This is a genomic window from Actinoplanes rectilineatus (assembly GCF_000962825.1).
In the GTDB taxonomy this organism is placed as follows: Bacteria; Actinomycetota; Actinomycetes; order Mycobacteriales; family Micromonosporaceae; genus Actinoplanes; species Actinoplanes rectilineatus.
The window spans coordinates 109,050-128,305 of the sequence record NZ_JZKF01000012.1 but is presented as its reverse complement, the minus strand read 5'-3'; the positions used below and the strand labels follow the sequence as shown (position 1 = coordinate 128,305).

19 protein-coding genes are annotated in these 19,256 nt (G+C 71.2%); 14 read left to right on the top strand and 5 right to left on the bottom strand.

Annotation, left to right across the window (positions count from 1 at the left end; all coding sequences use genetic code 11):
• Positions 1–213: 213 nt before the first annotated feature.
• The 9 genes from WH85_RS12395 (at position 214) to WH85_RS12355 (ending at position 10,266) form a co-directional block, all read left to right on the top strand.
• A complete protein-coding gene (locus WH85_RS12395; protein ID WP_083448953.1) occupies positions 214–1,800 on the top strand; it encodes an ABC transporter substrate-binding protein in 1,587 nt (528 codons plus the stop codon).
• Positions 1,794–2,816, top strand: coding sequence for an ABC transporter permease (locus WH85_RS12390; RefSeq protein ID WP_045741939.1), 1,023 nt, complete (start codon positions 1,794–1,796; stop codon positions 2,814–2,816). Before WH85_RS12395 ends, WH85_RS12390 begins: the two co-directional genes overlap by 7 nt.
• Positions 2,813–3,631 carry an ABC transporter permease gene (locus WH85_RS12385; protein WP_083448952.1) on the top strand — a complete coding sequence of 273 codons (819 nt, stop codon included), beginning with the start codon at positions 2,813–2,815 and terminating at the stop codon, positions 3,629–3,631. The genes WH85_RS12390 and WH85_RS12385 overlap by 4 nt, the downstream gene beginning before the upstream one ends.
• Positions 3,628–4,533, top strand: a complete 906-nt coding sequence (locus tag WH85_RS12380; protein ID WP_052720369.1) for an ATP-binding cassette domain-containing protein — start codon at positions 3,628–3,630, stop codon at positions 4,531–4,533. The genes WH85_RS12385 and WH85_RS12380 overlap by 4 nt, the downstream gene beginning before the upstream one ends.
• On the top strand, positions 4,530–5,264 hold the full coding sequence (locus WH85_RS12375) for an ABC transporter ATP-binding protein (protein WP_045741938.1): 735 nt from the start codon (positions 4,530–4,532) through the stop codon (positions 5,262–5,264). The genes WH85_RS12380 and WH85_RS12375 overlap by 4 nt, the downstream gene beginning before the upstream one ends.
• Positions 5,261–6,148, top strand: a complete 888-nt coding sequence (locus WH85_RS12370; protein WP_045741937.1) for an amidohydrolase family protein — start codon at positions 5,261–5,263, stop codon at positions 6,146–6,148. The genes WH85_RS12375 and WH85_RS12370 overlap by 4 nt, the downstream gene beginning before the upstream one ends.
• Positions 6,149–6,164: 16 nt before the next feature.
• Entirely contained in the window at positions 6,165–7,628 is a 1,464-nt protein-coding gene (locus tag WH85_RS12365) for a dihydroorotase (protein ID WP_045741936.1), read from the top strand.
• Positions 7,629–7,702: 74 nt separating this feature from the next.
• Complete coding sequence (locus WH85_RS12360; RefSeq protein WP_063775497.1) at positions 7,703–9,037, top strand: MFS transporter; 1,335 nt, start codon at positions 7,703–7,705, stop codon at positions 9,035–9,037.
• A complete protein-coding gene (locus WH85_RS12355) occupies positions 9,034–10,266 on the top strand; it encodes an MFS transporter (protein ID WP_045741935.1) in 1,233 nt (410 codons plus the stop codon). The genes WH85_RS12360 and WH85_RS12355 overlap by 4 nt, the downstream gene beginning before the upstream one ends.
• Positions 10,267–11,089: 823 nt before the next feature.
• On the opposite strand, the gene WH85_RS12350 is transcribed toward WH85_RS12355, so the two are convergent.
• Positions 11,090–11,449, bottom strand: a complete 360-nt coding sequence (locus tag WH85_RS12350; protein WP_083448950.1) for a peptidase inhibitor family I36 protein — start codon at positions 11,447–11,449, stop codon at positions 11,090–11,092.
• 217 nt (positions 11,450–11,666) lie between these two features.
• On the bottom strand, positions 11,667–12,731 hold the full coding sequence (locus WH85_RS12345) for a threonine aldolase family protein (RefSeq protein ID WP_211275346.1): 1,065 nt from the start codon (positions 12,729–12,731) through the stop codon (positions 11,667–11,669).
• 71 nt (positions 12,732–12,802) lie between these two features.
• Here WH85_RS12345 and WH85_RS12340 point away from each other — a divergent pair, with 71 nt between their 5' ends.
• The gene (locus tag WH85_RS12340) at positions 12,803–13,684 is read left to right on the top strand and encodes a LysR family transcriptional regulator (RefSeq protein WP_045741932.1); all 882 of its coding nucleotides are present in this window, start codon (positions 12,803–12,805) and stop codon (positions 13,682–13,684) included.
• A gap of 91 nt (positions 13,685–13,775) precedes the next feature.
• Here the strand turns inward: WH85_RS12340 and WH85_RS12335 are convergent, their stop codons facing one another.
• Together WH85_RS12335 and WH85_RS12330 are read right to left on the bottom strand one after the other, a co-directional pair.
• Positions 13,776–14,267, bottom strand: coding sequence for a MarR family winged helix-turn-helix transcriptional regulator (locus WH85_RS12335; protein ID WP_045741982.1), 492 nt, complete (start codon positions 14,265–14,267; stop codon positions 13,776–13,778).
• Between the two features lie 127 nt (positions 14,268–14,394).
• Positions 14,395–14,916: a MarR family winged helix-turn-helix transcriptional regulator gene (locus tag WH85_RS12330; RefSeq protein ID WP_211275345.1), complete on the bottom strand. Its 522-nt coding sequence runs from the start codon at positions 14,914–14,916 to the stop codon at positions 14,395–14,397.
• A gap of 168 nt (positions 14,917–15,084) precedes the next feature.
• On the opposite strand from WH85_RS12330, the gene WH85_RS12325 reads away from it, so the two are divergent.
• The 4 genes from WH85_RS12325 to WH85_RS12310 all read left to right on the top strand — a co-directional run bounded on the left by WH85_RS12325 (position 15,085) and on the right by WH85_RS12310 (position 18,513).
• Positions 15,085–16,152, top strand: coding sequence for an alkene reductase (locus WH85_RS12325; protein WP_045741931.1), 1,068 nt, complete (start codon positions 15,085–15,087; stop codon positions 16,150–16,152).
• Positions 16,153–16,338: 186 nt separating this feature from the next.
• Complete coding sequence (locus WH85_RS12320; RefSeq protein ID WP_045741930.1) at positions 16,339–17,250, top strand: NmrA family NAD(P)-binding protein; 912 nt, start codon at positions 16,339–16,341, stop codon at positions 17,248–17,250.
• Between the two features lie 4 nt (positions 17,251–17,254).
• Entirely contained in the window at positions 17,255–17,662 is a 408-nt protein-coding gene (locus WH85_RS12315; RefSeq protein ID WP_045741929.1) for a DUF6069 family protein, read from the top strand.
• Positions 17,663–17,694: 32 nt separating this feature from the next.
• Positions 17,695–18,513 carry an SDR family NAD(P)-dependent oxidoreductase gene (locus WH85_RS12310; protein ID WP_045741928.1) on the top strand — a complete coding sequence of 273 codons (819 nt, stop codon included), beginning with the start codon at positions 17,695–17,697 and terminating at the stop codon, positions 18,511–18,513.
• Positions 18,514–18,579: 66 nt separating this feature from the next.
• Here WH85_RS12310 and WH85_RS12305 read toward each other — a convergent pair whose 3' ends face one another.
• The gene (locus WH85_RS12305) at positions 18,580–19,185 is read right to left on the bottom strand and encodes a TetR/AcrR family transcriptional regulator (RefSeq protein ID WP_045741927.1); all 606 of its coding nucleotides are present in this window, start codon (positions 19,183–19,185) and stop codon (positions 18,580–18,582) included.
• Positions 19,186–19,256: the final 71 nt, after the last annotated feature.

The window sequence follows — 19,256 nt, the reverse complement described above, 5'->3', positions numbered from 1 at the left end:
ATTGTCCCGGGCCCACTGTCGAGCGTGACACTAGCATCCGTTCCTTCCAGCGGAACGAAATCCGAGGCTGCTAGCAAGCCGGAAATCATGGAAACGAACTGTTAACGGCGCTGAACGGGAACGATCTTGACCGACCAGGGGCGCGCTGCAAGATTGGATCCCGTTCAACGTTCCTCTCAGGGGAACGTTCGGAATCACTTGGCGGGAGTGCCGATGAGAACCACCACCTGGCGAGTGGCGCTGGCGTGCGCCATCCCTGTCGTGCTGGCCGGCTGCAACGGCTCAGCACCGTCGGCATCGGGGCCGGCCACGTCCACCTTCACCATCGCCATGGAGTCGCTGACGAACTCGATGGAGCCGTCGGCCTGGGACAACGCCTCGCACCGGTTCGCCCTGGACCCGGTGAAGGCGACCCTGGTGCAGTACAAGGACTACGAGCAGACCGGCGGCAAGGTGCCGGGACCGGCCGACATGGAACCCGCTCTGGCCACCACGTACGAGGTGGGCGCCGACGGCATCACCATGACCCTCGGCACGGCGAAGAGCGCCGCCGGGAACACCCTGAGCCCGGAGGACGTCAAGTACACCTTCGAGCGGGTCGTCGGCGTCAAGGACACCGTCGGCACGTTCCTGATGACCAACGCCGGCATCGACCCGGCGAACCCGGTGACCATCACCGGCGAGCACGAGGTCCGGATCAACGCCAAGCCGACCGCCCTGTCGCTGCTCAGCCTGGACGCCTACAACTTCGCCATCCTCGACTCCACGGTGGTCGAGTCGCACGCCACGGCCGGCGACCCGTGGGCCTCACAGTGGCTGACGACCAACACCGCCATGTTCGGGGCGTACACCGTCACCGCCTTCACACCGGGCACCAGCGTGGCGATGGAGGCGAACCCGAACTACGACGGTGAACTGGGCTATCCCAAGGTCGTCATCCAGGCGGTCCCGGACGCCGCGGCCCGGGTGGTGCTCGCCAAGACCGGCAAGGCGCAGATGGTCGCCGGACTGCCGCTGGCCACCATCAAGACACTCGCCGCCGACCCCGCGGTGAAGGTGGTCACCACCCCGACCCCGGGCCAGGACTTCCTCGAACTGAACAAGAACTTCGCCCCGTTCAAGGACCCGGCCGTGCGCCGGGCCATCTCCCAGGCCCTGGACCGGACCGCGCTCGCGGCCGGCCCCTACTCCGGGCTGGCCACCCCGGCGACGTCGATCGTGGCGTCCACCATCAACGCGCAGAACTCGACCTCGCCGTACTTCCAGCACGACATCGAGGCCGCCAAGGCCGCGCTGGCCGCCGCCGGGCAGAGCAACCTGACGTTCACCATCACCACCAACTCGGCCTCGATCAGCAGCGTCCCGGTGGACAGCCTGCTGACCACGCTCCAGCAGCAACTCGCCGCGGTCGGCATCACCGTCGAGGTGGCCACCGTGCCGGCCGCCGCCGACTTCACCGCCGGCTACCGCGCCGGCAAGTACGAGGCGTTCATCCGGGTGGAGAGCCCGGTCGCCGCCGACCCGGTGTTCCTGCTCAACGCCTTCCACTCCACCAAGGGCGTCTCGAACTACGCCAACGACGACGACCCGGCCGTCGACGCGGCGATCGCGGCGGCCACCCCGCTCTCCGGCGACGAGCGCCTGGCCGCCATCGCCCCGGGCATCGCCAGCGCCAACGACCTGATGCCCGACGTGCCGCTGGTGGAACTCACCAACCAGTACATCTACCCGGCGTCGGTCTGCCTCGGCACGCAGAGCAACTCGCGCTGGTTCGACCCGGCGGTGGCCGCGCCGTGCTGAGGACCGCCCGACGGCCCAGCCGGGCCGGTTACGTCGGCCGGCGGCTGCTGATGATCCCCGCCGGGGTCCTGATCGTGATCACGGCGACCTTCTTCCTGATCAACGCCGTCCCGTCCGACCCGGTCGGGGCCCGGCTCGGCGACCTGGCCACCCCGGAGCAGATCGAGGCCGAGAAGCAGGCGCTCGGCCTCGACCAGCCGCTGCCGCTGCGCTTCCTCGACCTGCTCGGCGGGATCGTCCGCGGCGACCTGGGCGTCAGCTACTACACCGGCCGGCCGGTCGCCGACGACCTGTTCGGCCACCTGACCAGCACCCTGGTGCTGATCGTGCCCGGCTTCCTGCTGGCCGCCCTGATCGGGATCGGTCTCGGGATCGCCGGCGCCGAGGGCCGCAAGGCCCGCGGCATCCGGCTGGTGGTGACCGTCCTGCAGGGACTGCCCGCCTTCGTCCTCGCGGTCCTCGGCATCCTGCTGCTGGTGGTGGTCCTGCCGCTGCTGCCCTCACCCACCGGGCAACTCGACCCGGACCTGCTCGCGCCCCCGGCACACACCGGTGCGGCACTGGTCGACGCGCTGCTCGCCGGGCGTACCGACCTGATCGGCAACGCCGTCGGCCACGCGGTCCTGCCGGTGCTGTCGATCGCCCTGATCGCCGCGGTGCCGTTCGCCCGGATCACCGCCAGCGCCGTCCGCACCTCGCTGGCGGCCGACTTCTCCGCCTTCGACGAGGGCAACGGGATCCCCCGGAAGGTCATCATGAGCAACGCCCTGCGCACCTCGCGCCCCGGCATCGCCATGGTCGGCGGCATCGTGGCCGCCGAACTGATCGGCGGGTCCATGCTCATCGAGCAGGTGTTCTCCTGGAACGGGCTCGGGCAGTGGGGCCTGACCGCGATCAACCAGAAGGACCTGCCCGCGGTCCAGGCCTTCGTGCTGTTCGCCGCGATCGGCACGATGGTGATCTACCTGCTCGCCGACATCGTGGCGGTCCTGCTCGACCCGAGGACCGGATCGTGAGGGCCCGCGCGGTGCTGCGCGACCCGGTGATCCTGCTCTGCCTCGGCTACATCGTGGTCCTGCTCGGCTGGTCGGTCGCCGGATTCCTCCCGCACAGCCCGACGGTGGCCGACCCGGCGGTCTCGCTGAGCGCGCCGGGCGCCGGGTACTGGTTCGGCACCGATGCGAACGGCTACGACCTGCTGTCGAGGACCGTCTACGCGGCCAAGTTCGACGTGCTCACCGCGTGCGCGGCGGTGCTGGTCGCCGCGGTGGCCGGCAGCTGGGCCGGGATCGCCATGAGCACCGACGGACGCCTGGCGTCGCTGGCCTCGCGAGGACTGGACGTCTTCCAGGCCGTACCCCTGCTGGTGATCGCCGTGGCCGTGGTCGGCCTGGTCGGCGCGTCCCGGCCGGTGCTGGTCCTGATCATCGCGGCGATCAACGTCCCGCTCTTCATCCGCCTGGTCCAGGCCGAGGGGCGCCTGGTCCGCAGGCGTGGGTTCGTCACGGTCGCCCGCGTCCACGGCGTGCCCGAGCGGACCATCCGGTGGCGGCACATCCTGCCCAACGTGACCGGGGTGATCTTTCCGCAGCTCTCCCTCTCCACCGGGTACGCCGCCGCCTCGGTCGGCGCGCTCAGCTTCCTGGGACTCTCCGAACCGGGCAGCGCCAGCTGGGGATCGATGATCAAGGACGGTGTCCCGCTGCTCGCCCTCGGCCAGTGGTGGATCGTCTTCTTCCCCTCACTCGCCCTGTTCCTGCTGGTCCTGTCCTTCAGCGAACTGTCCCACCGCGTACAGAGCCTGGTCGAGACCCCGGGAGGCCACTCGTGAACCCCGCCGAACCGGTGGTCGACATCGCCGGCCTCAGCGTCGACTACCGGACCCGGCAGGGCCCGGTCCACGCCCTGCGCCGAGCCGACCTGAGCGTCGGCGCGGGCGAGGTGGTGGCCGTCGTGGGGGAGAGCGGATCGGGCAAGTCGACCCTGCTGCACGCCCTGCTCGGGCTGCTGCCGCGGACCGCCGGGATCACCGGGGCGGTCACCGTCCGGGCCGGCGGCGAACCGTTCACCCCCACCGCCGCGTCCCGCCGGGCGGCCACCCGCTACCGCTTCGCGCACGTCGGCTACGTGCCGCAGCTGACCCAGCGGTCCCTGGTACCGGTGCTCACAGTCGGTGAGCACTTCCGGCAGTTCCTCGGCGGCGGGCGTACCGGCTGGCGGGAACCGGCCGTGCGGGCACTGACCGATCTCGGCCTGCGTGACCCGGAGAACGTGCTGTCCCGCCATCCGCACCAGCTCAGCGGCGGCATGGCCCAGCGGGTGTGCATCGCGCTGGCCACCTTCGCCGGTAAACCCCTGCTGGTCGCCGACGAACCGACCTCCGGACTGGACCCGCTGGTCACCGTCCGGGTCGCCGACCTGCTGCTGGAGTCGATGCGGCGTACCGGCAGCAGCCTCGTGCTGGTCACCCACAACCTGCAGCTCGCGCGGCGGATGGCCGACCGGATCGCGGTGTTCCGCTCCGGCGTGCTGGTCGAACGCGGCCCCGCCGCCGACGTGCTCGGCGAGCCGCTTCACCCGTACACCCGGAATCTGATCGACGCGGTGCCGCAACCCGGCCGCCCCCTGCCGGAACCGGCGCCGGTCGCCGATCCCGGCGACGACCTCACCCTCCGCGAGGTCGCGCCGGGCCGGTTCGTGGCCGGCACCACGGTGACGGGAGTGACCCGATGATCGAACTCGAAGCGGCCCGGATGGTCTACGGCCGGACCGTCGCCCTGGACGACGTATCACTGGCCGTGACCGAGGGCGAATGCCTCGCGGTGATCGGCGAGAGCGGCTCGGGCAAGTCGACCCTCGCCCGGGTGATGCTCGGCCAGGAACAGCTGACCTCCGGCGTCTTCCGCCGCACCGGATCCGGCGGCCCGGCCCGGACGGCCTATGTGGCCCAAGACCCGGCCGACTCCCTCAATCCCCGGATGAGCGTACGCCGAGTGATCGCCGAACCGCTGCCGTCCGGGCGCGGTGACGACGCCGTCCTGCGGGCCGCCCTGGAGGCGGTCGCGCTGGACCCGCACGTCCTGGACCGGCGCCCCGGCGACCTCAGCGGCGGCCAGCAGCAGCGGGTCAGCATCGCCCGCGCCCTGGTCGCCGAACCGGACCTGCTGGTGCTCGACGAACCGACCTCGGCGCTGGACCCGTCGGTGCAGGCCCAGATCCTGCGCCTGCTGCGGAAACTGCGCACCGAACGGGGCCTGACCAGCGTCCTGGTCACCCACGACCTGCCGGCCGCGGCCTGGCTGGCCGACCGGATCGCGGTGCTGCACCGGGGCCGGCTGGTCGAGATCGGACCCGCGCTCGACATCTGGAACGCGCCGACCCACCCCTACACGAAGGCCCTGCTGGCCGCCGCGCTCGGCGACCCGGTGCCGGAGAACCACCACGACAGCGAAGGAGCACCATGAAACCCCGCATCCCCATCGTCGACGTCCTCGTGCCGGTGACGCCGGCCGGCGCGTTCGACCTCGACGAGGTGCCGCCGGGCATGCGATTCCCGGCCGTCGTGAACGCGCTCACCGTGGAGCAGCTGCTGGCCCGCATGGACCACTACGGCATCGGGCAGTCGGTCATCCCGGCCCGCAAGTACGGCCCGCACTGGGGCCTGGACTACGCGCGGGTCCGTGACTTCGTCGCCCAGGCACCGGACCGGCTCTTCGCCACCGCCGGTATCGACCCGCTGGAGAAGATGCCCGGCGTACGCCGTTTCGAGGAGGCGGTCCGCGACTTCGGGTTCGTCGGGGCACACACCTACTCGTCGTGGTCGCAGGTGCCGGCCGACGACCGGCTCTACTACCCGTACTACGCCAAGGCCGAGGAACTGGGCGTGCCGTTCCAGATCGAGTGCATGGCCGCGAAGGCGCCGCGCTCGATGGGCCACCCGGACTACTTCGACCGGGTCGCCGCGGACTTCCCCGGCCTCAAACTGGTCGCCACGCACACCGGCTATCCGTGGGAACGCGAACTGGTCGCGTACGCCGAGTTCCGGCCCAACTTCTACATCGGCGCGGACGGCTTCCCCACCCCGCTGTGGCACGAGGACCTGATCCGCTTCATCAAGGGCACCACCTTCGCCGGCATGCACCCGCTGTCCCGGCAGCGGATCGCCGACGGTGACCCGACGTTCAGCCCGACCAGCGACCGGGCGGTGTTCGCCACCAACTACCTGAGCATGGACCTCGAGGAGACGTTCGCCGATCTGGACGCCATGGACCTCAGCGACGAGATCCGCGACAACCTGTTCGCCCACAACGGCCGTCGCCTGTTCAATCTGCCCGACTTCTCGTTCTGATCGTTAGGGAACAACCATGAGCACGATCATCAAGAACATCACCGTGGTACGCCCGGAGACCGGTCCCGCGGCCGGCGAGCAGCTCGACCTGGAGATCGACGGCGGGAAGTTCGTCCGGGTCGCGGCGAACCTGCCGGTCGACGGTGCGGCCGAGGTCGTCGACGGGCGGGGACTGCTCGCCTTCCCCGGTGTGGTCGACGCCCACCAGCACTGGGGCATCTACAACCCGCTCGCCGAGGACACCGCCACCGAGAGCCGGGCCGCCGTGCAGGGCGGCGTGACGACCGGGCTGACCTACATGCGCACCGGCCAGTACTACCTCAACCAGGGCGGGCCGTACCGCGACTTCTTCCCGAAGGTGCTGGAGCAGTCGGCGGGGCGGTCGTACATCGACTACGCCTTCCACCTGGCCCCGATGATGAAGGAACACATCGACGAGATCCCGTCGCTGATCGAGGACTTCGGCGTCACCTCCTTCAAGATCTTCATGTTCTACGGCGCCCACGGCCTGCACGGCCGCTCCGCCGACCAGAGCAGCTTCCTGATGACCCCGCCCGGCGAACGCTACGACCTGGCGCACTTCGAGTTCGTCATGCGCGGTGTGCAGGCCGCCCGGGAGCGGTACCCGGACAAGGCCGGCGCGATCTCGCTGTCGCTGCACTGCGAGACCGCCGAGATCATGAGCGCGTACACCAGGATGGTCGAGGAGGAGGGCACCCTGACCGGGCTGGCCGCCTACAGCGCGTCGCGCCCCCAGCACTCCGAGGCCCTCGCCGTGAGCATCGCGGCAGTGCTCGCCGACGAGACCAACCTGGCCAACATCAACCTGCTGCACCTCTCGTCGGCCAAGGCCATGCGCGCCGCCCTGCTGATGGCCAAGACCTTCCCGCACCTGGACTTCCGCCGTGAGGTCACCCTCGGCCACCTGCTGGCCGACATCGACACCGCCGCGGGCATCGGCGGCAAGGTCAACCCGCCGCTGCGCCCCCGCGACGACGTCGAGGCGCTCTGGCGGCACGTCCTGGCCGGTGAGGTCGACTGGGTGGTCAGCGACCACGCCTGCTGCAAGGACGAGCAGAAGTTCGGTGAGCAGCGCGACGACGTGTTCGCCGCCAAGTCCGGCTTCGGCGGCGCCGAGTACATGCTGCCCGGCATGGTCGGCGAGGGCACCAAGCGTGGCCTGTCCTACCAGCGGATCGCCCAGCTCGTCTCGTGGAACCCGGCGCGCCGCTACGGCCTGGCCACCAAGGGCACCATCGGTGCCGGGTACGACGCCGACCTCTGCCTGGTCGACCCGTCCCGCTCCTGGACGGTCACCCCGGCCGCCTCCGAGTCCACCCAGCAGTACACCCCGTTCGACGGCTTCGAGATCGGCGCCACCGTCACCGACACCTGGGTCCGCGGCAACCGGGTCCTGCGCGACGGCAACGTGGTCGGCGCCCCCGAGGGGCGCTACCTCGCCCGCCCGACCGGGCTCTGACCCGTCCCCTCGGCCGCGGCGGGGCCGTCCCCGCCGCGGCCGCTTCCTTGACACCCCGAGAGAACGGATAGCTCATGGGTGCGCAGCCGTCCTGGCTTGCCCGCACGTTCGCCTCGCTGAGCGTCCGCAACTACCGCTGGTACTTCCTCGGCCAGCTGATCGGGCAACCCGGCAAGTGGATGCAGACCACCGCCCAGTCCTGGCTGATGCTCGAACTCACCGGATCCGGCACCGCCGTCGGCGTCACCGTCGCCGCCCAGTTCCTGCCGGTCCTGCTCTTCGGCCCCTACGGCGGCGTCCTGGTCGACCGCTGGGACAAACGCCGCCTCATGATCGTCACCCAGGTGCTCACCGCCCTGTTCGCCACGATCCTCGGCGTCCTGGTGGTGACCGGCACCGTCGAGGTGTGGATGGTCTACCTGCTGGCCGCCGGGACCGGCGGCATGAACGTGGTGGACAGCCCGGCCCGGCAGAGCTTCGCCATCGAGATGGTCGGCCCGGCCCAGGTCACCAACGCCGTCACCCTCAACACCACCGTCATCAACATCGCCAAGATCGCCGGCCCGGCGCTCGCCGGCGTCGCCATCGCCCTGGTCGGCACCGGCGTCTGCTTCCTCGTCAACGGCGCGGCCAGCCTGGCCGTGGTCGCCGCGCTCGCCGCGATCCGCCCCGCCGAACTGCTGCGCCCGCCCCCGGCCGGACGCGGACCCGGCCAGGTCGCCGAGGGCCTGCGGCACGTCGCCGCCACCCCGGCGCTGCGGACCACACTGATCATGCTCGCCATCGTGGGCTGCCTGGCCACCCAGTTCCCGGTCGTGCTGCCACTGCTGGCACAGGAGACCTTCGGAGCCGGAGCCGACGCGTACGCCACGCTCTACTCGCTGCTCGGCATCGGCGCGGTGCTCGGCGGCCTGGCCACCGCCTCCCGGTCCGGTTCCGGCACGTCGCGGCTGACCGTGCTGGCCGCACTGCTGGCGGTCGCCTTCGCGCTGGTCGCCGCCGCACCGACACTGTGGAGCGCCGGCGCGCTGCTCGTCGTGGTGGGGTTGCTCTCCGCGCAGTTCAACATCACCGCCAACGGCACGTTGCAGATCGCCGCCGACCCGCGGATGCGCGGCCGGGTGATGTCGCTGTGGTCGATGGCGCTGCTCGGGACCACCCCGCTGGGCGGGCCGGTCGTCGGCGCGGTGAGCGAACACCTGAGCCCGCGGTGGGGGATGGCGATCGGTGCCCTCGGCGCGGCCGCGGCGGGCCTGGTCGGCGCCGTCGAACTGCGCCGGGCCCGCGACACGCCCGCCCCGGCGTCTGCTCCGCCGTCGCTCTCTGCACCGGCGTCTTCTGCACCGGCCCCCTCGGTACCGGCGTCCTCTTCGCCGGCCCGATCCGACATCGCGGAGGAGACCACATGACGGCGACCGGGAGTGTCTCCACCACCGCCGGCCGGGAGCGGCTGCCGGCGGTGGTCTGGCTCGTCGGCGCGGCGGCGTTCCTGACCGGCACCAGCGAAATGATCGTCACCGGGCTGCTGCCCGAACTCGCCGCCCGCTACGACGTCGGCCTCGGCACGGCCGGACTGCTCGTCACCGTCTTCGCCACCGGCATGATGGCCGGTGCCCCGATCATGGCGTTGGCGACCCTGCGCCTGCCCCGCCGCACGGCCCTCGTCGCGGCACTGATCGTCTTCGCCGCCGGGCACGTCCTCGGCGCCCTCGCACCGTCGTTCGCCCTCGCTCTGGCGGGCCGGTTCCTCGCCGCGCTGGCCACCGGCACCTTCTGGGCCGTCGGCGCGGTCGTCGCGACCACCGCCGCCGGACCGTCCGCCGGGGCGCGGGCGATGAGCGTGCTGCTGGGCGGGGCGACCCTGGCCGCGATCGTCGGCGTGCCGGCGGGCGCCGTCGCCGGGCGGGCACTCGGCTGGCAGGGCCCGTTCTGGGTGCTCGCCGCGTCGGCCCTGGCCGCCGCGGCGGTGCTCGCCCGCCGGCTGCCGGCCGTCGCGTCGCCGGCCGGCACCACCGTCCGCGGTGAACTCGCCGCGGTCCGCCACCCGCGCCTCTGGCTCATCTATCCGGCGACCGCGCTGATGCAGGGGGCGGTCCTCGCCGTCTACAGCTACGTCGCACCGGCACTGACCGACCGGGCCGGACTCGCCCCCGCACTGGTGCCGCTGGTCATGCTCGGATTCGGTGCCGCGGCCCTGGCCGGATCCCGGTTCGGCGGGCGCCTCGGCGACCGGCACCCGGCCGCCGTCACTCTCGGGGCCACCGCCGCCTGCGTCGTGCTGACGGCCGCGATCAGCCTCGGGGCGACCAGCCCTCCGGCCGCCGTCCTGCTGTACGTGCTGCTCGGCGTACCCGGCATGGTCTTCGCCCCGGCGATGTCCGGGCAGATCATCGGCGTCGCCGGGACCGGCCACGTGCTGCCCCTGGCCCTGTCGACGTCCGCGGTCCAGGTCGGCATCGCCCTCGGCTCCTGGGGCGGGGGCCTCGCCCTGGAATCCGGCCTCGGGCTGCGCGGCCCGGCGCTGGTCGGTCTGGCCTTCGCCGTTCTCGCCGCGATCCCGGTCGGCGCGCTCGCCCTCACCCGCCGTTGCGCGCGGGCCGGCATGATCGAGGGCCGACCCATGGCTGAAGGGGCGTGAGGCGCCACGGCGCCTCGCCGGTCCGCACGCCGGGGGCGTGCCGGCCGGCGAGCAATGCCGCTTAGCTTGAGTTGACCAACGCCGTGACCGGTAACCATGCGATGCCCTTCGCCGCGGCGACTCGCCAGTCGTTGGTCTCGGCCGTGGCCGTGGCCGTGGCCGTGGCTGTGCCCGTGGGGTGGCGGTCGCATCAGCGCAGCTCAGCCGTTTGTCGCGGCGTGTGGTCAAGTCCATGATCAACTTAAGCTGGGTGGCATGGTGCGACCGCCGGCCGTCGCTCACGGTCGTTTTCGGCTCGCGGATGGACCGCAGTCGACGGCCGGGCCGGTCGAGCCGTCGACCACGGCTGTTCGGCCAGGTGGGAATCAGCCATCGGCGACGGCCCGGGGTCGCCCAGCCGTCGTCCACGGTCGCTTTTGGCCCATGGGTGGACCGTGGGCGACGGCTGGGGGTGGCCGGAACGTCACCGAACTCGCTCTGATCTCGGCGACGGCTCTGGTGGGGCCGCGAGTGGCTGAACGGCGCCGACGCACGGGGCGCTCGGAGGCGGCGCTCGGAGGCGGCGCCCGGAGGCGGCGCCCGGAGGCGGCGCTCGGCAGACGTGATCGCGGCCGCGGCGAAGTCGATGGGCAGACTCATGATCGACTTAAGCTGAGCGGTACAGCTCGCCGGCCGGCACGCCCCCAGGGCGCGGGCCGGCGAAGGCCGTGGCGTGCGGGCCGCCGAGGGCCGTGGCGTGCGGGCCGCCGAGGGCCATGGCGTGCGGGCCGCCGAGGGCCATGGCGTGCGGGCCGGCGAGGGCCGTGGCGTTGAGGAGGCCGGACTACGACACTCCGAGGAGCCGCACGCTGCGGGCGTTGAATCCGAAATCGTAGACCTGGATGCCGGCGCCGAGAGTCGCATAACTGCCCGAGCAGTCGGCGTTGCTGAAATACCGGACCGCGTACACGCTCCGGTTCTTTCCGGCCCGGGGGCGGTTGGCGGTGACGTCACACAGGCCGGCCGGCGGGGCATAATGGGCGAACGTTCCGGTGTAACTGGCTCCGGTCCATTCGCACAGCCTGCCCGTGTAGGCGGGCTGGCATTCGGCGACGCTGGCCTGAGCCGGAGCGGCGCCGAGGAGAATGCCGGCTCCGGCCACCGCCGACGACAGGGCCAGCGCCGTCACCTTACGAATTTCCATTTCCTGTTTCCTCTCGGGAGGTGATTCGCCTCCACATTAGAGGGCTGTTCCATGGCTATCGATGTGATAAAAGGCACCGCGCCGCTGTGTGCGTATTTGGTTCGTTCTGCGGATTCCCGCCGATGCGTCGGGGTGGATCGCCGAGCGATTTTCGACAATAATGTCCACATCATTCAAAGAGATTGAATCGTATATTGAGCAGCGATTTATAACCCGTTCATGTGGGATTCGTCTTCGCGTGAACGGGGTTCAGGGCCGCCCGCACCGCCGCGGCGAGGCGGGTGACGTCGTCCGGGGTGGTGTCGAAGGTGGTCATCCAGCGGGCCTGGCCGCCGGCCCAGTCGTAGAAGTGGAACTGGTCGTGCAGCCGGGTGCGGGCCGCGTCGGGGAGCGCGACGAAGACGGCGTTCGCCTGGACGGGGGCTTGTACGCGTACCCCCGGGAGGGTGGCGATCTGGTCGTGCAGAAGGGTGGCCATCGCGTTGGCGTGGGTGGCGTTGCGCAGCCACAGGTCGCCTTCGAGGAGGGCGAGGAACTGGGCGGAGACGAAACGCATCTTCGAGGCCAGCTGCATCGACGATTTGCGCAGGCGGTCGAGGCCGCGGTCGAGGGCCGGATCGAGGACCACGACGGCCTCGCCGAGGAGCAGGCCGTTCTTGGTGCCGCCGAAGGAGAGGATGTCGACGCCGGCGTCGGTGGTGAGCGCGCGCAGCGGCAGACCGAGGTGGGCGGCGGCGTTGGCCAGGCGGGCGCCGTCCAGGTGGACCCGCATGCCGTGGGCGTGGGCGAAGTCGGTGATGGCGCGGATCTCACCGGGGTTGTAGACGGTGCCCAGTTCGGTGGACTGGGTCAGGGAGATCACCTGGGGCTGGGCGCGGTGCTCGTCGTCGAACCCGTGGGCCTCGGCACGGATGGCCTCCACCGTGAGTTTGCCGTCCGGCGTGGGGACGGTGAGCAGCTTGAGGCCGGCGACCTTCTCCGGGGCGCCGCCCTCGTCGACGTGGATGTGGGCGCTCGCGGCGCAGATCACCGAGGCCCAGCGGTCGGTGGCCGCCTGCAGGGCGATCACGTTGGCGCCGGTGCCGGTGAGCACCGGGTACGCCCGCGCGTGCGACCCGAAGTGGAGACCGAACACCTCCCGCAGCCGGTCGGTGTAGACGTCCCCGCCGTAACTGACCTGGTGCCCGCCGCCGGCGGCACCGATGGCGGCCAGGATCTCGGGGTGGATGCCGGAGTAGTTGTCGCTCGCGAATCCGCGGCTGTCCGCGTCGTGCCTGTTCACGACCCGATTCTGGCCGCCACCCGTACCCCTCGGAAAGCCGATACCCGCAGTGCTGAGCCTAGGATCATCCGATGCTCAACACCCGTCGCCTGCACCTGCTCGTCGCCGTCGCCGACACCGGGTCGATCGCGGGCGCGGCCGCCGCGGCCGGATGCAGTGCGGCCGCGGCGTCGCAGCAACTCGGCATCCTGGAGAGCGACCTCGGTGTGCCGCTGCTCGAACGCACGGCGCGCAGCGTCCGGCTGACCCACGCCGGCGAGGTCCTGGTGGAACGCGGCCGCGGGATCCTCGCCGATCTGGCGTCCGCGGAGCAGGAGGTACACAGCTCGGGCGGGCGCCTGCGGGTGGCCGCCTTCGCCACGGCGACCACCCGGTTCGTGGCCCCGGCGCTGGGGGCGATACGGCGGCGGCATCCCGCGCTGCGGTTGGCCTTCACCGAGCTGGAGCCGGAGGCCGCCCTGCCGGCGCTGCGGGCGGGGGAGATCGACGTGGCGGTCACCCATCGATACGCACCGTCGCCGGAGCCCGATCTGCGTGGGCTGGTGCAGAGCCCGCTGGTCGCCGACCCGATCGTGCTGGCCGTGCCGCCCCGGCTGCGCCCGGCGGGGGACGCGCCGGTGCGCCCGGCCGACTTCGCCGACGCCGAGTGGATCGCCGCCCGGGCCGAGTCGGGGTTCCAGGCGGTGACCGAGTCGGTGGCGCGGGCGGCCGGGTTCACGGCGCGGATCAGCCATCGGGCCGACAGCTACCAGGCGGTGCTGGCGCTGGTCGCGGCCGATCTCGGCGTGGCCCTGATCCTGCGGTCGGCGGTGACGTCACTGGCCGGGATCGCCCTGCTCGAGATCGCCGGGCCGCCGAACATCGTCCGGCAGGTCCAGGTGACCAGCCGTCGCGGCGACCGCAACCCGGCGATCGGGGAGCTGCGCCGGGAACTCACCCGCCGGGTGCGGTGACCAACGTCCGCAGGTCAGTTCAGGTCAGGCCGCGGGCGGGGCGTATGCACGGCGTCGTCCGGCAGTCCGCTGATCGCTGGCGGTCGAGTCCTCAGGAGGTGGTGCCGGGCTCCTCGGCGTCGCCGAATATCGGCGGCACCTCTTCGGCCAGCAGGATGCCGAAGGCGGTGGTGGTGAACTGCTCCTGCTGGTCGGCGGGCAGGTGGGCGACGAGCTGCCGGAGTCTGCCGGACACCTCGGCGTAGAAGTCGTCGGTGATCTCCTTGCCCCGACCGGTCAGGGCCACCGTCACCGCGCGCCGGTCCAGCGGGTTCGTCTCGCGGCGCACCAGTCCGCGCCGCTCGATGCGGGCGACCAGCCCGGACAGCCCGGGACGCTCCACCCCGAGCATGCGGGTGAGTTCGGTGAGGCCGCGTGCCTGGTCCTTGAGGACGCACATGAGCTCGGCCTGGGCGGGGCTGAGGTCGTGCTGGGCGCAGATCTGGGCGTAGTGGCGCTGGACCAGGAACGACAGCCGGACCAGCGCGGCCGCGATCCCCGGGTTCTCCGGCACGGTTCCCTCCCCACCTCGATCTGCCGACATGATCTCACCTTGCATATCTTCGCGCCGCGAAGTATCACGCGGGGAGAGGGGAAGTATCACGCGGGGGGAGGGGCGGTGTGGGCTCCGGCGCCCCGTGCGCCGCCCCGCACCGGGAACGAGTGCCGGTTCAGGACTCCTGCGTGGCGACGCGAGCGAGGTTGGTCTCGATGCGTTCGAGGCTGGTGAGGGTCGCGGCGCGTTCGTCGCCGGATTGATCACCGAGGGTTCTGGCCTCGAGTTCGGCCCAGAGTTTCTCGACCTCGTGGCGCAGGGCGAGGCTCGCGGCAGTGGGCTCGATGATGGAGACGCGCTTGTCGGTGGTGCACGGCCTGCGGCGTACGAACCCGGCGTTCTCCAGTCGATGGACGGTGCGGGTCATGGTGGCGGCGTCCGAGTCGAGCAGCCGCACGAGATCGGTCTGCCGCTGGGGGCCGCCGTCCCAGAGCTGCATCATGACCAGTTCCTGGCCGGGATGCAGGCCGACGCGGCGCAGGAGCTGACCGGCCAGCATGCGATGCAGTCGGGCGACCCGGAAGATCGCATGACTGACCGGGCCGGTGCGGGCGGTGGCCGGGAGTGCCACGCTCGCCGCCGGCCCGGTCCCGGGACAGGCCTGCGGATGCTGGTCCGCGCTCTTCTCGACGGGCACGTGCGCTCCTCAAAGTCTCCGATAGCTGGCCGAGCAGTAAAGCCATCGTCGAGTCTACCGCAGCGAATTTCGAGAGCGTGACATCGATTACTGCCGCATGGCGTGCGAGATCCTGCCTGATTTACTTGTTCAGACAGGTAACTCTTCGAGCATCAAAGGGAATCGATCATGACCTCCGCATTCGACCCGTACGTGCTGGGCGGCAAGCGCCTGGCCAACCGCATCGCGATGGCACCCATGACCCGCAGCCGCGCGGCCGTCCCCGGAGCGATCCCGACGGAGATGACGGCCACGTACTACGCGCAGCGGGCCGGCGCGGGCCTGATCATCACCGAGGGCATCCAGCCCTCGGTGGTGGGGCAGGGCTACACCAACACCCCGGGCCTGCACTCTGCCGAGCAGGTCGCGGCCTGGCGCACGGTGACCGATGCCGTTCACGCCGAGGGGGGAGTGATCTTCGCGCAGCTCATGCACGTCGGGCGTATCGGGCACGCCGGCGTGCTGCCGGAGGGTCTCGTTCCCGTCGCTCCGTCGGCCGTCGCCGCCGCCGGGCAGATCTTCACGTACGAGGGCATGCAGGACTTCACCCCGCCGAAGGAACTCACCGAGGACGAGATCACCGCGACGATCGGCGATTTCGCCGACGCGGCGCGCAACGCGATCGCCGCCGGGTTCGACGGTGTCGAGATCCATGGTGCCAACGGCTACCTGATCCAGCAGTTCCTCTCCACGAGCGCCAACCGGCGTACCGATGGCTGGGGCGGCTCGATCGAGGGCCGCATCCGCTTCGGTGTCGAGGTCGCGACCGCCGTCGCCGGCGCGATCGGGGGCGAGCGGGTCGGTTTCCGGATCTCCCCGCACAACACCCACAACGACATCGCCGAGGACGACGTCGAGCAGATGTACGGCGCGCTGATCGCCCGCCTGGCGCCGCTGGGCCTCGTGTACCTGCACGTGATGGAGAGCGATCACCGCGACCTGACCGGCCGGCTTCGCAAGGAGTGGCCCACCACGCTCATCCTCAACCCGTTCACCGGTGGCACGCCGACCGGGCCGCAGGAACTCGCGCTGATCGAGGACGGCACCGCCGACATCATCGCCTTCGGTGCGATGTTCCTGGCCAACCCTGATCTGCCCGCCCGCCTCGCGGCCGGTGGGCCGTTCAACGCTCCGGACTTCAGCGCGGCGTTCGGCGGCGACCACCGCGGCTACATCGACTATCCGGCCCTGTCCTGACGGTCGCGCCGAACACGGTCCTCGGGGCGGCCGGACGCGGTCCGGCGTCGGTGCGCCGACGCCGTGGGCCCGCCTCCTGCCGGTGGTCCCGGCCCGCCCTCGGTGGTCGCGGAGGAGTCCGTCTTGCATAGCTTCGCGTCGCGAAGTAAATTGCTTCGCGACGCGAAGCTTCTAGGTAGGGAAACCATGAACAACAAAGTCATCGCCCTGGTCGGCGGCAGTGGACAACTCGGTCGACTCGTCGCCGACGAGATCCTCGCCCTGCCGGACACCCGGCTACGCCTGCTCGTGCGCCCCGGCAGCCGCGACAAGGTCGCCGACCTCGAGGCCCGGGGTGTCCAGATCGTCGAAGGCGCACTCAGCGCCGGCGCCGAACAGTCACTCGCCGCGTTCTGCGCCGGCGCCACCACCGTGATCTCCGCCGTGCAGGGCGGGCCGGACGTCATCATCGACGCGCAGGTCGCGCTGCTGCGCGCCGCGCGCGATGCCGGTGTACGCCGTTTCATCCCCTCCGACTTCTCCCTCGACCTGTTCCGGGTCGCGAAGGGGCAGATCGTCAGCTCGGACGCGCGCCGCGCCTTCGCCGGCATCGCCGAGGCCGCGGCCGGTGACGTCGAGGTGGTCCACGTGCTCAACGGCCAGTTCCTCGACCGCAGGGTCCTGTTCGGCTTCATCCGTGTCATCGACCCCGCGACGCGGACCGCCTACGTCTGGGGCGACGGCGAGGTCCCGATGGACTTCACCACATACGCCGACACCGCCCGCTACACCGCGGCCGCCGCCGTCGACGACAACCCGATCGGCGGGGTCCTCGGTGTCGCCGGCGACACCCTCACCTTCCACGAACTCGTACGCGCCTACGAGAAGGCCTCCGGCAAGACCCTGCGCATCGAACGCCTCGGCTCGATGGAGGATCTGGACGCCCGCATCGCCGGCCTGTACGGCGCCGATCCCGCGAACCTCCACGCGTACCTGCCGCTGATGTACTACCGGGCCCAGCTCAACGGCACCGGCAGGATCGATCCGATCAGGAACGACCGTTACCCCGCCATCACACCGACGACCGTCGAGCAGTACGTGACCGGTGAAGGGCTCTGAGCGCATGACCACCACCACCCACGCCGTCCCTGACGCGGCACCGGGCCCGATCCGGATCGGCGCGGCTATCGGCGCGGCCGTCATCGTCGATCTTCTCGTGCTGTGGGCGGCGTCCGCAGCCGGGGCGACCCTGGAGATCGACGCACCCTACGACCTCGACGCCGGTGCGGTCATCGTCTCCACAGCGGTGCCGATGCTCGCCGGAACCGCACTCGTGCTGCTCCTGGCGCGCCGGTTCCCCGCCGCGCGTCGCCGGCTGACCTGGGGAGGGGCCGCCTTCGCGCTGGTCACCGCGGCGATGCCGTTCACCGCCGCGGACGACACCGCCACCGCGGTCGCCCTCGCCCTCATGCACGTCACCGTGGGGATCGCGTGGATCGCCGCGACCGCCCCGCGTCCCACCGGTGCCTGACCGCTCCGGAACCACAACGAAAGAAGCAAGACATGTCCTCACACACGACCGGCCGCCTGTCCGGTAAGCGCGTCCTGATCACCGGCACCGGCGGCGGCCAGGGCGAGGCCGCCCAGCGGCTGTTCGCCGCGGCGGGAGCCACCGTGGTCGGCTGCGACCTTCGGCACGGTGCCGCTGAGGCCACCGCGGAGAAGCTTCGCGCCGAGGGCCTCGACGTCACCGGCTTCACCGTCGACCTCGGCGACCCCGAGGCCGCCGGTGGGTGGGTGCGCGAGGGTGCTGCGCGGATGGGCGGACTCGACGTGCTCTACAACAACGCGTCCGGTTTCGGCTTCGCCCCGTTCGAGAACATGAGCTTCGCGCTCTGGCGGCACGTGATGAACGTCGAACTCGATCTCGTCTTCCACACCACGAGTGCGGCCTGGCCGTTGCTGCTCGACGGCGGCGGATCACTGATCAACGTCGGCTCGTACTCCGCCCTGCGCGGCATCGAGCCCCTCGCGCAGGTCGCCCACGCCACGGCCAAGGGCGGCGTCATCTCCATGACCCGTGCGCTGGCCGCTGAGGGTGCCTCCCGGGGTGTCCGTGCCAACTCCATCTCGCCCGGTTTCATCAGCACCCCGGCCACCGACAAGGCCGTCGACGCCGAAGGCAAGGCCTGGCAGATCGGCAACGCCCTCATCCAGCGGGCGGGCCGGCCCGAGGACATCGCCTACATGGCCCTCTATCTCGCCTCCGACGAGTCGAGCTGGGTCACCGGCCAGAACTTCACCATCGACGGCGGCGCCACCGCCGGCTGGCGTGACGACGCCGAGACGGCGCGCCTCGCCGCCACGATCACGGCGGCGTGAGCGTCGAACGTCGCGAAGTGCGTTGTCGCGCCGGCCGGGCCCGGTTTCCGGGTCCGGCCGGCGCGGTCAGGACGCCGGGGCGATGACCTCGCGGATCGCCGGGCCGGCCAGCCGTAACACGTCATCGAGGCCGGCGTCCGCGATGTACGGCATGCGCAGCAGGTAACGCTGCGCCGCGATGCCCATCAACATGGCCCCGGCCAGCGAAGCCCGCAGACGGGCCTCGGGGTCGTCGACCGTTGCCGCGATCACGTCGACTATCTCGGTGGTGATGTGGTGCCGCAGCAGACCGGCCGCTTCCTCACTGGTCATGCTCGTCCGCAGTAGCACCGCCATCGGGCTGTCCGGATCGGCGGCCCAGCTGCTCAACATGCCGTGCATGAGGTTCTGCACCGTCTGTGCGGGATCGTCGGTGGTCATCTCCGCGATCGGGGCATGCCAGTGCACGGCGGCCTGGAAGAGCTGCTGCTTGCTGCCGAAATATTGCAGGATCGAGGACTTGTCCACCTCCGCGGCCGCGGCGATCCCCCGGATGGTGGCGCGTTCGTATCCGAGTTCGGCGAACAGGCGCCGGGCGGTCTCCAGGATCCGCCGCCGGGTGCGTTCGCCCTTGCGCTCACTCTGCGGTGGTGAGTCGGCGGTGGTCGGCGCCGGAGTGGCTGCCTGGGTCATGTCCGCACCTCCGTACGTCGGCGTCCGATCGTACAAGCAGCGAGCGGTGGCGAGGCGCGACCCGGACGGCT